The organism is Micromonospora sp. NPDC050795, assembly GCF_044456785.1.
Lineage (GTDB): Bacteria > Actinomycetota > Actinomycetes > Mycobacteriales > Micromonosporaceae > Micromonospora.
Genome location: NZ_JBITGE010000010.1, coordinates 12,739 through 26,618, shown reverse-complemented (window position 1 = coordinate 26,618; position 13,880 = coordinate 12,739). Strand labels below are relative to the sequence as shown.

Genomic DNA, 13,880 nt, shown 5'->3' with positions numbered 1-13,880 from the left:
CTTCCTGCAAGGAAAGGAATTTCCACGGTGAAGGCTCTGGTCCTGTCGGGCGGTTCCGGCACGCGATTCCGCCCGCTCAGTCATTCCATGCCGAAACAACTGCTCCCCGTGGCCAATCGACCGGTACTGGAACTGGTGCTGGAAACCGTCAGCGGCCTCGGCGTCACCGAGATCGGGGTGGTGGTCGGTCGGTGGGGACCCGACATCAGGACGGCGCTGGGCGACGGCCGGCGTTTCGGCGTACCGATCACGTACCTGCACCAGGACCAGCCGCGTGGGCTCGCGGACTGCGTCCGGCTGGCACGTTCCTTCCTCGGCGACGACGACTTCGTCATGTACCTGGGCGACAACGTGCTGCCCGACGGTGTCGCCGACATCGCCGCCGACTTCCGCGCGCACCGCCCGGCCGCCCAGATCGTGGTGCACAAGGTCAGCGACCCGCAGGAGTTCGGCGTCGCCGAGCTCGACCCGCACGGCACCGTGCTGCGGGTGGTGGAGAAGCCGGCCCGGCCGCGCAGCGATCTGGCGATGATCGGCGTCTACTTCTTCACGGCGGCGGTGCACGAGGCGGTGGCCGCGATCGACGCGAGTACCCGCGGCGAGCTGGAGATCACCGACGCGGTCCAGTGGCTCCTCGCGTCCGGCGCGGACGTCCGTGCCAGCGTCTACGACGGCTACTGGAAGGACACCGGGCAGGTCGACGACCTGCTCGACTGCAACCGACGCATGCTGGCCGACCTGACGCCCGGCGTCGCCGGCGACGTCGACCCGGCCAGCATCCTGACCGGGCAGGTCGTCGTCGAGCCCGGCACCCGGGTGGTGCGCTCCCGCATCGACGGCCCGGCCGTCATCGGTGCGGGAACCCTCGTGGAGGACAGCACGGTGGGGCCGTTCACCGCCGTCGGCCCGGACTGCGTCCTGCGTCGGTGCACCGTGGCCGACTCGGTGGTGCTCGCTGGTGCCACCATCTCGGCGGTGCCGCCACTGGCCCGGTCGCTGATCGGGCGCGCCGCGACGGTCAGTGCGGGCGACGGCCTCGCGCACCGGCTGGTGATCGGTGACGACACCCGGATCGAGCTGGCCGCATGAGCGCGCCGGGGGCGGCGCTCCGGCTGCGCCCGCGTGAGGACGACGGGCTGGCGCAACGCCTGGCTCGCTCGGCGGCCGAGACCGAGGCCGGCGCGGCCATCCGTACGGCGGACGTGCCGGGTTGGCTGGCGGAGCGGGCGCGCGCCCAGCGGTTCCGGGTGACGCCGATCCCGTTCCAGGATTTGGACGGTTGGGGGTTCGCTCCGGGCACCGGCAACCTGGTGCACCACAGCGGCCGGTTCTTCACGGTGGAGGGCCTGCACGTACGCACCGGTGGGTCGCCGCACCTGGAGTGGTGGCAGCCGATCATCAACCAGCCCGAGGTGGGCATCCTGGGCATCGTCGCCACCGAGTTCGACGGCGTTCTGCACTTCCTCCTGCAGGCCAAGGCCGAGCCCGGAAACCCGACACCGGTGCAGCTCTCGCCGACGGTTCAGGCCACCCGCAGCAACTACACCGGGGCGCACCGCGGGGCGCCGGTGCGCCACCTGGAGCTCTTCACCGATCCGCATCGCGGCCGGCCGCTCACCGACGTGCTGCAGTCGGAGCACGGGTCCTGGTTCCACCACAAGACGAACCGGAACATGATCGTCGAGACTGGCGCCACGGTCGACGCCGGCGCGGACTTCTGCTGGCTCACCCTCGGCCAGATCGGCCGTCTGATGCAGGTCGACAATCTGATCAACATGGACACCCGTACGGTTCTGGCCTGCGCGCCGGTGGCCTTCGGCGATGCGGTGGCCCGGCACGACGACACCGAGGTGCGCTCCTGGTTCACCGCGGAACGCACACGCCACGACCTCCACGGCCGGCTGGTGCCGCTGCGCGGGCTGCCCGGCTGGACCATCGGCGACCGGACCATCGAACACGTCCCGCCGCGCTACTTCCGGGTGATGGCGGTCTCGGTCGAAGCCGACAACCGCGAGGTACGCGGCTGGACCCAGCCACTCTTCGAACCGCTGGAACGAGGGTTGATCGCGTTCCTGACCCGCCGGTTCGGCGGCGTGCCGCATCTGCTCACGCACGCCCGGGTGGAGGCCGGCTTCCACAACACGGTGGAGCTCGGGCCGACCGTGCAGTGCACACCCGGGCACCACGGCTCGGGCACCGGGCCGGCATTCCTGGACCTGATCAGGTCGGCGGCGCCCGGCCAGATCCGATACGACGTGGTGCACGCCGAGGAGGGCGGGCGTTTCTACCACGCGGAGAACCGCTGCGTCGTCCTGGAGTCCGACGCGGCGCCCGCCGATCCGCCGCCGGGATACCGCTGGCTGACACCGGGCCAGCTGACCGCGCTGCTCCGGCACGGGCACTATGTCAACGTCCAGGCCAGGACGTTGCTGTCCGCCATCACCACCGGCGCGGTCGTTCTCTGACGCACACCACGGCCGGCCGGGATCACCCGGCCGGCCGCGGCGGTGGTCGATCATCGCACCAGACGCACGAACTCCCGGACGTCGTCGACCAGGGGGCCGGGCTGCTCCAGGGCGGCGAAGTGTCCACCCTGGTCAAACTCGGTCCACCGGGCGATGGTGGGGATGTGCGCCTCGGCGAATCGGCGTACCGGCAGGAAGATGTCCTTCGGGAACACGGCCACGCCGACCGGCACGGTGATCGGAGGGGGTGCCGCCCCGGCGGCCGCCGCCTTCACCGCGGCCGCGCCCTCGTAGTAGAACTGCGCCGAGGGCCCGGCGGTGGCGGTGAACCAGTACAGCGACACCAGCGTCAGGATGTCGTCGCGCGACACCGCGTCCTCCGGCACCTTCTCGCTGTCGGTCCACTCCCGGAACTTCTCCACGATCCAGGCGAGCTGCCCGACCGGTGAGTCGGTGAGCGCGTACGCCAGCGTCTGGGGGCGGGTCTGCTGGATCTTCATGTAACCGGACAGGTGCTCGTCGAACTCGCGCAGCCGGCCCAGCCGCGCCATGTCCCGCTCGCTCAGGCCGTCCAGGTCGGCCGGGTCGCCGGACGGGAAGGTCATCAGCATGTTCACGTGCACCCCCGCGCAGTGCGTCGGGTCGATGACGCCGAGCGCCTGGGAGATCACCGATCCGGCGTCACCGCCCTGCGCCACGTACCTGTCGTAGCCGAGCCGGCTCATCAGCTCCGACCACGCGGAGGCGATCCGCACCACGTCCCAGCCGGTGTCCGGCAGGCTGGAGAAGCCGTACCCGGGCAGCGACGGGATCACCACGTGGCACGCGTCAGCCGGGTCGCCACCGTGTGCGCGCGGGTCGGTGAGCGGGCCGACGATCTCGGTGAACTCCGCGAACGAGCCGGGCCAGCCGTGGGTGAGGATCAGCGGCACCGCGTCGGGTTCCGGGCTGCGCACGTGCACGAAGTGGATGCTCGCGCCGTCGATCTCGGTCCGGAACTGGGGCATCTGGTTGAGCCGAGCCTCCGCGGCCCGCCAGTCGAAGGTGGTGGCCCAGTAGTCGGTGAGCTCCTGCAGGTAGGTCAGCGGCACGCCGCGATCCCAGCCGACGCTGGCGAGCTCGCCGGGCCACCGGGTGGCCGCCAGTCGTCGACGCAGGTCGTCGACGTCGGATTGTGGGATGTCGATCCGGAACTCTTCCATCGCGCAATTCCCTTCCATTGGCTGAAGCACGCGCTTATCGGATCTGTGCGGGAAAAGACTTCAAACCGTTCACGAAGTTCGACTCCAACCGGATCTCCGGTCCGGTACGTACCAGCGACGGCAGGTGCGGGAGGATCGCCCGGAGCAGGGCGGTCAACTCGTGCCGGGCCAGGTGCGCGCCCAGGCAGAAGTGAGGCCCGATGCCGAACGCCAGGTGCGGATTGGGACTGCGGCCGAGGTCGAGCCGGTCCGGCTCGGTGAAGACGGCAGGGTCGCGGTTCGCCGAGGTGTAGTAAAGAACCACCTTGTCGTCGGCCGCGATGGCCTGCCCGGCCAGCTCGGTGTCGCGAGTGGCGGTACGTCGGAACTGCATGATCGGCGTGACGTGGCGGATCAGCTCGTCGACCGCCGCGGCGATGGGCACCGTGCCGGCCACCAGTCGGTCGCGCTGCTCGTGGTCGTCGACCAGGGCCGACAGCGAGCCGGCGATGAGGTGTCGGGTGGTCTCGTTGCCGGCCACCACCAGCAGCAGCCAGAACATGCAGAATTCGCGGTCGGACAGCCGCCGGCCGTCCACCTCGGCGACGGCGAGCCGGCTGATCAGGTCGGGCTGCGGGCGCGCGCGGCGCTCGGCCGCCAGCTCCAGCGCGTAGGTGAACGCCTCGGCGAACGTCCGCCGGTACGCGTCCACGTCCCCGCCGCCGAACTCCGGATCGTCGAAGCCGACGAGATGGTTGCTCCAGCCGTACAGCAGGTGGCGATCGGCGCGCGGGACACCGAGCAGGTCGCAGAGCACCAGCAACGGCAACTCGGCCGCCAGGTCGGTGACCACGTCCAGCTCGCCGGCACGCACGACGCGCCGGACCAGCTCGGTGGCGTGTGCCGCGACCCCGTCGGCGAGTCCGCCGACCGCCCGGGGCGTGAAGACCGACGTCACCAGGCGGCGGATCTGGACGTGCTGCGGTGCGTCCATGCTGATCAGCAGCTGCCTGGTCTGCCGCAGGTCCGCCGGTGTCCGTGGGTCGACGAGGAAGGCGCCGGCCCGCCCGGACGAGAAGTCGCCGGTGCGCCGCGACGCCTCCTGCACCGCCGCGTGCGTGGTGACCGCCCAGTACCCACGGCCCCGCTCGGTGATCCGGCCGCTCGCGCTGTGCCGGGTCAGGAGCGGCTCGTCGACCCAGGCCACCGGTTCGTCGCGCCGCCGACGGGCGAACTCGGCGTGCGGCACCCCGTGCGCGTAGGTGGCCGGATGGGCGATGTCCGGCCGGGTGACGCCCGACACGGCGGTCACAGCACCGGCTCCGCCGACGACGTCCGCTCCAGCACCGCATCCGGGTCGTCCGGCGCGGGCGGCGCGATGGCGCGGCGCAGCGCGTCCTTCCGCAACTTGCCGGAGGTGTCCCGGGGCAGGGAGGCCACCACGTGGTACGCCCGAGGCGTCTTGAAACCCGCGAGCGAGCGGCGGCAGTGCGGATCGAGCAGCGCGAACAGGTCGGCCGGCTCGGGCAGAGCCGGCTCGATCACCGCGACCACGTGCTCTCCGAACTCGTGGTCCGGCACGCCGATGACGGCCGCGTCCCGTACCGCCGGATGGGCCAGCAGCACCGCCTCGACCTCCGTGGGATAGACGTTCACGCCCCCGGTGACGATCAGGTCCTGGGCACGGCCGTCGAGATACAGGAAGCCGGCCTCGTCCAGGTGTCCCAGTTCGCCGTAGGTGAACTTGTCCGCGGCCAGATGCACGGCCCGGGTCTTCTCGGGCGCCTTGTGGTACTGGAACGTGCGCCCGGTGAGGCGCCGGACGAACACCCGCCCGGACACGCCGGCGGGCACCGGGGCGCCCTCCTCGTCGACCACCACGAGTTCGTACGGCGGCACGGCGCGGCCCACGCTGCCCGGCCGGCGCAGCCAGTCGTGCGAGTTGATGAGGCTCACGACGCCGCCCTCGGTGGCGCCGTAGTACTCCAGGAACACCGGCCCCCACCACTCGATCATGGCCCGTTTGACGTCCGGCGGGCACGGCCCGCCGCCGTGCCAGACCCGCCGTAGCGATGCGCCGGAGAAGCCGCGGCGGACGTGCTCCGGCAGCCGGAGCAACCGCACCAGCTGGGTCGGCACCAGATGCGCCGCGGAAATCTGCTCCGCGTCGATGACCGCGAGCGTGGCCTCCGGGTCGAACCGCTCCTGGATGTGCAGCGTGCAGCCGCGCAGCAGGGCGAGCAGCGCGAGGAACAGCTGCGACGAGTGGTACCAGGGCCCGTCGAGCAGGAACCGCTCGTTCGCCGGGACGTCGAGGACCACGCGGGCGTACTCCAGCAGTTTGGCCACCCGGGTGAACGGCGCTCCCACCACGAACATGCCGTTGAGCACGCCCTTGGGTGCGCCGGTGGTCCCGGACGTGTAGAGCATGGTGGAGCCGCAGAACTGCTCTGCCGGTTCCGCCGGATCCGCGGCGGCGAGCAGAGGCTCCACCGCCCGGAAGCCGGGCACGTCACGGTCGCCGAGCACCAGTCGCGTCGGGACCTCCCCCGGCGCGCGGGCGGCGGCCCGGCCACTCACCTGCGCGTAGGGCTCCTCGACGATCAGCCCTCGACACTCCGAGTCGGTGATCAGGTAGGCGATCTCCGGCTCGGTCAGGTGCCAGTTCACCGGCACCACGGTGATCCCCCGGTGCAGGCAGGCGAGCAGGATCTCGAACGTCTCCCGGCGATTGCCGAGCACGCAGGCCACCTGGTCGCCGCGGCCCAGCCCTTCGGCGGCCAGGACGCCCATCCAGCGATGCACCCGCGAACCGAGTTCCGGCCAGCTGGAACGGCCGCGCTTGTCGACCAGGGCCGGGCGGTGTCCGTTCGCGGCGATGAGGTCGTTGATCAACGTCGGCATGGGCGCGTCTACTCCTCGATCAGGTCGGGTTGGGCGCGGATGATGTCGTCGTACAGCGGGGAGAAGTTGAGCCGACCCATGCCCGGCGTGCCCATCAGGGCCGCCGTGGCCCGCGCGGCGTCCGGGCGGATCGGCACCGGCCGGCCGGCCGCCTCGGCGAGCAGTTGCACCTGGCAGCTGCGATCCATGGTGATGAACCACCACGCCGCCTCCTGCACGCTCCCGCCGACGGTGAGCAGGCCGTGGTTGCGCAGGATCACCGCCTTGGCGTCGCCGAGCCGGTCGGCGATGTGCTTCGCCTCCTGCGACTCCAGGACCACGCCCTCGAAGCCGTCGTAGACCGAGTGGTCCTCGTAGAAGGCGCAGGCGTCCTGGGTGAGCGGGTCGAGCGGCCGGCCGAGGGTGGACCAGGCCCGCCCGTACGTGGAGTGCGTGTGCGCGGCCGCCACCACGTCCGGCCGGGCGGCGTGCACGTGGGAGTGGATCGCGTACCCGGCCGGGTTCACGCTGCCCTTGCCCGCGACCACCGTGCCGGACTCGTCGACCAGCAGCAGGTCGGCGACCCGCACGTGTCCGAAGTGCATGCCGAACGGGTTGATCCAGAAGTGGTCCGGCTCGATCGGGTCACGGGCGGTGACGTGGCCGCCGGCGCCGTGGTCGAAGCCGAAGCGGGCGAACAGCCGCAGTGTCGCGGCGAGCCGCTGCTTGCGGTAGCGCCGTTCGGCGAGCGGTTCGCGGCGCGTGGTCATCCGCATCCGCCCGGGGTGTCGAGGTCGTACGGCGGGGTCAGCCGGGCCGACTCGGTGACCACCGGTCGGTCGTCACCCGCCTGCCACATCTCCAGGAAGGCGTCGACCCGTTCCAGTCCCCAGAACCGGTGGCGTCCCAGCTTCAGGTAGGGGATGCCGAAGATGTCGTCGAGGTACGCGCGGTACAGGCAGTCCACGCCCTCCTCCCGGATGCTCGCCGACTCAGCGGCCAGCACCGCCGTCTCCGGGGCGAACCCGGCCTCCTTGGCCGCACGGCGCACCGTGACGGGCTGGCAGATGTCCTCACCCCGTCCCCAGCGGGCCTGCGCCAGCGCGTCGTAGAACGCCTCGGCCAGGCCCTCGCGTCGTGCGGCCAGCCAGGCCAGATGCGGCAGTTCCCACCACGGGTCCCGGTCGATCGGCCAGGCCATGGTCAGGTTCTGGCGCTGGGCCAGGCGTTTGGTGTCGAGCAGCATGTACAGGTGCTTGGCCCGGCTCATCTGCACGTAGTGGAACTCGCCGCCGCGCGCCGCCAGTGCCGCCGTCGACCGCTCGTCCGGGTCCCAGTACGGCTGCAGGTCCAGCCTGGTGAACAGATCCGGTACGGCCTCGCGCAACCGCCGCACCGCGAGCCAGCTGTACGGGCTGCGGAACGAGAAGTACAGCCGCGGCCGGGCGCTCATCGTCGGTCTCCCCGCAGCGCCGCGACCACCTCGTCGTCGAGCTCGGCCATGCCGCCCGCGCCGGGTCCGGCGGCGATGGCGTAGCCGTGCAGGATCCGCGCCTGCGCGACCTGCACCAGGCGGTCGCCGCGTTGGACGTGGCAGCGCATCCGTCCGTCGAACAGCACGCCGCGCAGGATGTCGGTGACGGTGACGACGGTGTGCACGGTCTCCTCCATCCGCGCGGCCTCGACGAGCTGCAGGTGGCTGCGCGACACCACCGGGATCCAGGACCGCTCGGTCAGCAGGCGGCCGACGGAGATGCCGCGGTCGGCGAGGAAGCGGTCCACCACCTCCTCCAGAGCGCGCACGAACCCGGAGTGCTGGACCCGGTCGGAGTAGTGGCAGTAGAAGTACGGCGCTCGCCAGGACCACAGGTGTGCGCCTGGTTCCGCGCCCAGCACGTCCTCGGCGGTCTCACCGGGTGCCAGCGACCGGTGGTCCGGGTGTCGCACCGTTGTCGCCGCAGCCAGCTCGGGGACCTCCAGGGCGTCGAGCCCGCCGGGCGCGCGGCGGTAGGTCTCGGCGGTGCGCTCGCGCACGAGCGCGACCCGCACCCGGCCCCGCAGCGCGGTCACCTCCTGTCCGTCCCGGGTCGACACGAGCCGGACGCTCAGCAGGTTGTCCCTGGCCGCGGTGACCTCGGCCCGCACCTCGTCGTCCAGTTCCAGCACGGCGGGCAGTTGTACGGAGCTCTCCACGATCTCCAGGCCGAGACCGTGCCGCAGGTACAGCTCACCGGCACCGGCGCCCTGGTCGCGGAGCCAGCGCAGCACGCCCTGCTCGACCAGGTAGAGGAAGTGCTTGAAACCGATCCAGGTACGGATGTTGGCGCCCTCGTACCCCGGTTCGGTGTGCACCACTGTGGGTCTTGGTGTGATCGTCACGGTCATTGCTCATCCCGCCGTTCCCATCGTCGCCCGGGCCAGCCGGGCCAGGTCGGCGACCTGGTCGGCGATTCCTTGGGCGTGCCGTACATGGCAGAAGTGGTCGTAGTCGTCGCGCAGGTGCAGGAGGCCGCCCGGCATGCCGGCGGCGAGCACCTCCGCCGCCTTCGGGGTGAGCGTGGGATCCGCGCCGCCGGCGAGCACCGCGACCGGCCTGTCCACCGTCTCGAGCGACAGATCGGCGGTCGCCAGGTACTGCTCGAAGACGGTGAGGAACCCGGCCGGGCCCACCCGCTCGATCGCCAGGTCCGTCATCGCCGCCAGCAGCCCGGCGTCGATGCGGGCCGCCCGGCTGCCCATCCGGGCGCGCAGGCCGTCGTGGATGTGCTGCACGAACGTCTCCCGGGAACGGTCGAACAGCGCCCAGGTGACCGGCCCTCCGGGAGGTCGGTACAGGGGGCAGATCAGCGCGACGGTCCGCCCGGCGAGGGGTTCGTCGGCGCAGAGCAGCTGGAGTGCGGCGTTACCGCCGAACGAGTGCGCCACCAGCACGTCCGGGGTTCGGGGCAACACGGCCAGGCCCGAGCGCAGCCAGTCCGCGGGCGACCGGTGCCGCCACCGGTAGTCGTTGCCGGCACGCCACGGAAGGTCCAGGGCGACCAGGCGCCGGCGCGGGCCGAGCCACTCGGCGAGAGGTCGCCAGCTCTGCCAGGTGTCCTCCAGCCCGTGCGCGAACGCCACGAGCGGGGCACCCGGATCACCCTCGTTGAGCACGTGCACGGGGACGGTCACGACGCACCGCCGAGAACGGCGAACGGCGTGTCGCCGGGATCGCCCACGGCCAGTGCGCCGTGTCCCTCGTCGGCCACCAGGTGCGCGGCCAGGGCGAGGGCGACGATGTCGCGTGCGCCGTAGGAGTCACCCCAGTCGTCCACCGGGCCCGACGGCAACGGCTCCGCCACGGGCAGCGGCGGTCGCGAGTGGACGGCGAGGGGGCCCGGGCGCGCCGTGAGCACGACGCAGGCGGCACCCGCGCGCAACGGCGGGGCACCGGCGTGCAGCGCCGACGCGATCTCGTCGGCCGGCTCCACGCCGACCAGGACCACCCGGTCGGCGCGGCCCGCCGCCAGCAGCAGCGCGGCGGTGTGCAGGCCGGCCCGCCCGGACCGGGCGCCGGAGCAGATCATCAGATTCGGGCCGCCGAAGCCGAACCACAGCGCCACCGCGCTGGACACCACGTTGCTGGACACGCCCGGCGCGTCGAGCACACTGACCGCGCGCCCGCCCTCCTCGGTGACTGTCCGGGCCACCCGGGCCACGGTCTCGACGTTGCCCAGATTGCTGCAGGCCACCACCGCGGTTGCGGGCAGCGGCGTCGGCAGCGGGTGACGGCCCGGTGTCAATCCCAGCGCGCGGTGCACGGCGCAGAGCGCGAGCCGCGTCGCGGGGTCCTTGGAGAGCAGGCCCTTGCGACCCAGCAGCGTGGCCGCCCGGTCGGCGGTGGCGGCCTCCGCGCGCGCCCACTCCCCCGTTCCCACGGCGCTCAGGTCGGCACCGGGCAGGTGGAGGCTCCAACCGGTCGCGTAGATGGCGGTGGTCACGACGCCTCCAGCAGGGAGACCGCGTTGACGCCGCCGAACCCGAAGGCGTTCACCTGCACCAGCCGGGGCCGCGACCCGACGAAGTCGCCCACGACGAAGCGCAGTCCGGCGCCCTCGTCCAGGACCGTGCGCAGGCCGGCCACCGGTGGCACCAGCCCGGTCTCCAGGCAGCGGATAGCCACGTCGACGTTGACGAGCGCCGCGGCACCGGAGGTGTGCCCCACCGCGCCCTTGACCGCGGTGATCAGCGGCGAGCCGCCCGCGGCGTCGACCACAGCTCGCAGTGCCCGGCACTCGGCCGGATCGTTGAGCGCGGTGCCGGTGCCGTGCGCGATCACCAGATCGGTCTCCGACGGCTCCCGCCCCGCACGGGCGTACGCGTCGCGCATGGCGCGGCAGATGCCGTCCACGTCGGGCGCGGTCTCGTGCCGGGCGTCGCAGGACAGGCCGGTGCCGGCGACCCGCGCGAGCGCCGGTCGGGAGGCGTCCGCCGGTTCCACGACCAGCGCCGCCGCGCCGTCGCCGAGCAGCACACCGGTGCGGTCCCGGTCGAACGGGCGGACCCGCGTGGTGGGCGGATCGCTGACCCGCCCGATCATCGCCAGCATGGAGCGTGTCATGGTGTCGGCGGCGGCGACCACGACGGCGTCGGCGTCGCCCAGGGCCAGCATGTCCTCGGCCAGTGCGAGGACGTGCCCACCCGCGCTGCACGCGTTGGACACCGTGATGACGTCGGTGACGCCCGGCAGCACGCGGCGCACCGCCTCGGCGAAGTGCAGCTTCGACCGCGGCGGACGGACCCCGCTGAGGGCGAACTCCTCGACCGCGCCGAGTTCCCGCAGCCCGGTACCCACCAGGGCGGTGACCCGGCGACGGCCGGCGTCCAGCCCGGACGCGGCCACCGCCTCGGCCACGCACGCCGACAACATCCGGGCGGCGCCGAACGGTGCCGCGCCGGCGGCGTGGTAGCCGTGCGAGACGTTCAGAAGCGCCCGGCCGGGGTGCCGCAACGGTGCCGCGCCGCAGGCGCCGCTGAGCAGCGCCGCGAAGGTCCGCTGGCCGTCGCCCAGGCAGGTACGGACGGCGCTACCGGTCACCAGTGCCGGCATCGGCGCACCTCCTCACGACAGCTACGGCCACCGCGCCGTCGGCGTTGCGGGCGGTGAGCAGGGCCGGCCCGGCCGGCTCCGGGTCGGCCAGCCAGACCGCGAGCGCGGCGGCGGACGAGGCCGCGTCGCACTCACCCAGCAGCCTCTTCGCCGCTACCCGGCGAGGTCGGTGGCGGAGCAGCCCGGCGACCGCGAGGTACTCGTCCTGACCGTCCTCGTCGGCCTCGCCGGTGAGGACCGCGGTGACGTCGGAGGGTGCGACGCCGGCCCGGTCCAGGGCGCGCCGGGCGCAGGCCAGGAGTGCGCGCGCCCCGGTGCCGCCGGGACCGAACCCGGTGGCGGTGACGAGGTCGGCGACCGGTGCGGCCCCGACCCAGGCCGGTGGCCGGGGCGCGGACAGGACGAACACGGCGGCCGCCTCGCCGAGCGGCACCTCGGCCGTCGTACCGGTGAGGTGTGCGGCCCACGCCCGGTGTGCGGAGAACTCCTCGACGGCACCGGCGAGCATCACGTCGGCGTATCCGCCGGCGAGCACCATCTCGGCGTACCGGACGGCGTTGAGGAAACCGAGCGCGCCGCCCGCGACGGTGGCGTTGACACCGCGCAGGCCGTGCCGGATGGCGACCTGGCCGGCGGCGCCGTTCATCACGGTGTTCGGGAACAGCATCGGGTTCACCAGGTACGGCTTCTCCTGCACCAGCGTCTCGCGACTGAAGTCGCTGGTGGACCGGAAACTGCCGATCGTCGTGCCGAGCACCACACCGACGCGGCCGCGGTCGGCGTCGGCGGACAGTTCGGCCGCGCCGAGGGCGTCCTCGCAACAGACCACCGCCAGCCCGGTGGCCCGGTCGTACGTGCTGGTCCCCTTGCGGCCGAGCCGGGCCCGGATGTCGAAGCCCGGCACGACGTGTCCACGCGGCGAGGGAAGCGACTCGGTGAACAGGCCACCGGTGCCGGGGGCGACCGGGGCGTCGGAGCGCGGCAGCGACGCGGTGGCCGTGGACGTGGCCATGCCGGCCGAGGTGAGCGCCGACCAGCCGAACACGCTCACGCCGGTCATGCCACCGCTCCCAGCATCACGATGGCGTTGTTGCCGCCGAAGGCGAACCCGTCGTTCTGCACCACACGCACGGTGGCGTCGCGGGCCACGTTCGGCACGGGGTCGAGACCCGGCAGCCCCTCGTCGGGGTGCTCCCAGTTCACCGTGGGCGGCAGGAAACCCCGGTCGATCGCCAGCACCCCGGCGATGGCGCCGAACCCGCTCGCCGCGCCCATCGTGTGCCCGATCATCGACTTGATCGAGCTCACCGGCGGCGGCTCGGGCCCGAAGACCTCCAGGATCGCCGCGCCCTCCACCAGGTCGTTGGCGGGTGTGCCGGTGCCGTGCGCGCAGATGTAGTCGACGTCCTCGGGTTTCACCCCGGCGTTGCGGTGTGCCAGCCGGATGCAGTCCGCGATGCTGGGTGTGTGCGGTGCCACCGGATGGTGTGCGTCGCAGTTGCGCCCGTACCCCAGCAGCTCGGCATAGATCCGCGCGCCGCGGGCGCGGGCGTGCTCGAACGTCTCCAGCATCAGCACGGCCCCGCCCTCGCCGGTGAGAATGCCGGAGCGGTCCCGGTCGAACGGCGCGCACGCGTGCTCGGTGAGCGCGCCCAGCCTGAAGAAGCCGGCGTGCGCCCACCGGCACACCGCGTCGGCACCGCCGGCGAACACCACGTCGGCCTCACCGGCGACGAGCAGGTCGTAGCCGTACCCGATCGCGTAGTTGCTGGCGGAGCACGCCGTGGCCAGGGTGAGCGACTCACCGGCGAGGCCGAGTTCCTCGCTGACCGCGTGCGCGAGCCGGTTCGCCGGTAGCTGCGCCAGCAGGGTCGGGTCCTGGCCGGCGAACCCGTCGGCGAGGATCTGGGCGGTCAGCGCCTCCAGCACCTGTGACTCGCCACTGGTGGTGCCGATCACCGCGTGCGCGCGTCCGGCGTCGATCAGGTCCGGGTCGAGACCGCCGTCGGCGGCCGCGAGCCGCGCCGCGGTGGCCGCGAACAGGCTGGACCGGCCCCACCGGGACGGGTCCAGCCTGGACAGGTGCTCACCGGGCCGGAACCCGTGCACCTCACCTGCCTTGACGAACGGAAACCCGGAGGTGTCGAAGCTGGTGATCCGGGATATGCCGGATCGCCCGGAGCGCAGCGAGTCGGCGAACGCCGACACGCCGACCCCGATGCTCGATACCGGACCGAGCCCGGTCACCGCGACGCGGACCAC

The 13,880-nt window shown here is 72.7% G+C and carries 13 protein-coding genes; 2 read left to right on the top strand and 11 right to left on the bottom strand.

Going from position 1 to position 13,880, the window contains the following annotated elements:
* The first annotated feature begins 27 nt into the window (after positions 1–27).
* Together ACIBEF_RS11180 and ACIBEF_RS11175 are read left to right on the top strand one after the other, a co-directional pair.
* Positions 28–1,089, top strand: coding sequence for a glucose-1-phosphate thymidylyltransferase (locus tag ACIBEF_RS11180; RefSeq protein ID WP_396793159.1), 1,062 nt, complete (start codon positions 28–30; stop codon positions 1,087–1,089).
* Positions 1,086–2,465: an NDP-hexose 2,3-dehydratase family protein gene (locus ACIBEF_RS11175; protein ID WP_396793157.1), complete on the top strand. Its 1,380-nt coding sequence runs from the start codon at positions 1,086–1,088 to the stop codon at positions 2,463–2,465. The genes ACIBEF_RS11180 and ACIBEF_RS11175 overlap by 4 nt, the downstream gene beginning before the upstream one ends.
* A 50-nt stretch (positions 2,466–2,515) precedes the next feature.
* Here ACIBEF_RS11175 and ACIBEF_RS11170 read toward each other — a convergent pair whose 3' ends face one another.
* The 11 genes from ACIBEF_RS11170 to ACIBEF_RS11120 are packed head-to-tail and all read right to left on the bottom strand — an operon-like array spanning position 2,516 to position 13,880.
* A complete protein-coding gene (locus ACIBEF_RS11170; RefSeq protein ID WP_396793155.1) occupies positions 2,516–3,667 on the bottom strand; it encodes an epoxide hydrolase family protein in 1,152 nt (383 codons plus the stop codon).
* 34 nt (positions 3,668–3,701) lie between these two features.
* A complete protein-coding gene (locus ACIBEF_RS11165; RefSeq protein WP_396793153.1) occupies positions 3,702–4,958 on the bottom strand; it encodes a cytochrome P450 in 1,257 nt (418 codons plus the stop codon).
* A complete protein-coding gene (locus tag ACIBEF_RS11160; RefSeq protein WP_396793151.1) occupies positions 4,955–6,550 on the bottom strand; it encodes an AMP-binding protein in 1,596 nt (531 codons plus the stop codon). The genes ACIBEF_RS11165 and ACIBEF_RS11160 overlap by 4 nt, the downstream gene beginning before the upstream one ends.
* An 8-nt stretch (positions 6,551–6,558) precedes the next feature.
* Complete coding sequence (locus tag ACIBEF_RS11155; protein ID WP_357194112.1) at positions 6,559–7,299, bottom strand: class II aldolase/adducin family protein; 741 nt, start codon at positions 7,297–7,299, stop codon at positions 6,559–6,561.
* Positions 7,296–7,982: a 2-hydroxychromene-2-carboxylate isomerase gene (locus ACIBEF_RS11150; protein ID WP_396793149.1), complete on the bottom strand. Its 687-nt coding sequence runs from the start codon at positions 7,980–7,982 to the stop codon at positions 7,296–7,298. Before ACIBEF_RS11150 ends, ACIBEF_RS11155 begins: the two co-directional genes overlap by 4 nt.
* Positions 7,979–8,914 (bottom strand): thioesterase, encoded by a 936-nt coding sequence (locus tag ACIBEF_RS11145; RefSeq protein ID WP_396793147.1) that lies wholly within the window; start codon positions 8,912–8,914, stop codon positions 7,979–7,981. Before ACIBEF_RS11145 ends, ACIBEF_RS11150 begins: the two co-directional genes overlap by 4 nt.
* A 3-nt stretch (positions 8,915–8,917) precedes the next feature.
* Positions 8,918–9,700 (bottom strand): alpha/beta fold hydrolase, encoded by a 783-nt coding sequence (locus ACIBEF_RS11140; protein WP_396793145.1) that lies wholly within the window; start codon positions 9,698–9,700, stop codon positions 8,918–8,920.
* Positions 9,697–10,509: a beta-ketoacyl synthase N-terminal-like domain-containing protein gene (locus tag ACIBEF_RS11135; RefSeq protein WP_396793144.1), complete on the bottom strand. Its 813-nt coding sequence runs from the start codon at positions 10,507–10,509 to the stop codon at positions 9,697–9,699. Before ACIBEF_RS11135 ends, ACIBEF_RS11140 begins: the two co-directional genes overlap by 4 nt.
* Positions 10,506–11,618, bottom strand: a complete 1,113-nt coding sequence (locus ACIBEF_RS11130) for a beta-ketoacyl synthase N-terminal-like domain-containing protein (protein WP_396793142.1) — start codon at positions 11,616–11,618, stop codon at positions 10,506–10,508. The genes ACIBEF_RS11135 and ACIBEF_RS11130 overlap by 4 nt, the downstream gene beginning before the upstream one ends.
* The gene (locus ACIBEF_RS11125) at positions 11,596–12,678 is read right to left on the bottom strand and encodes a beta-ketoacyl synthase N-terminal-like domain-containing protein (protein ID WP_396793140.1); all 1,083 of its coding nucleotides are present in this window, start codon (positions 12,676–12,678) and stop codon (positions 11,596–11,598) included. The genes ACIBEF_RS11130 and ACIBEF_RS11125 overlap by 23 nt, the downstream gene beginning before the upstream one ends.
* Positions 12,675–13,880 carry a beta-ketoacyl-[acyl-carrier-protein] synthase family protein gene (locus ACIBEF_RS11120; RefSeq protein ID WP_355008682.1) on the bottom strand — a complete coding sequence of 402 codons (1,206 nt, stop codon included), beginning with the start codon at positions 13,878–13,880 and terminating at the stop codon, positions 12,675–12,677. Before ACIBEF_RS11120 ends, ACIBEF_RS11125 begins: the two co-directional genes overlap by 4 nt.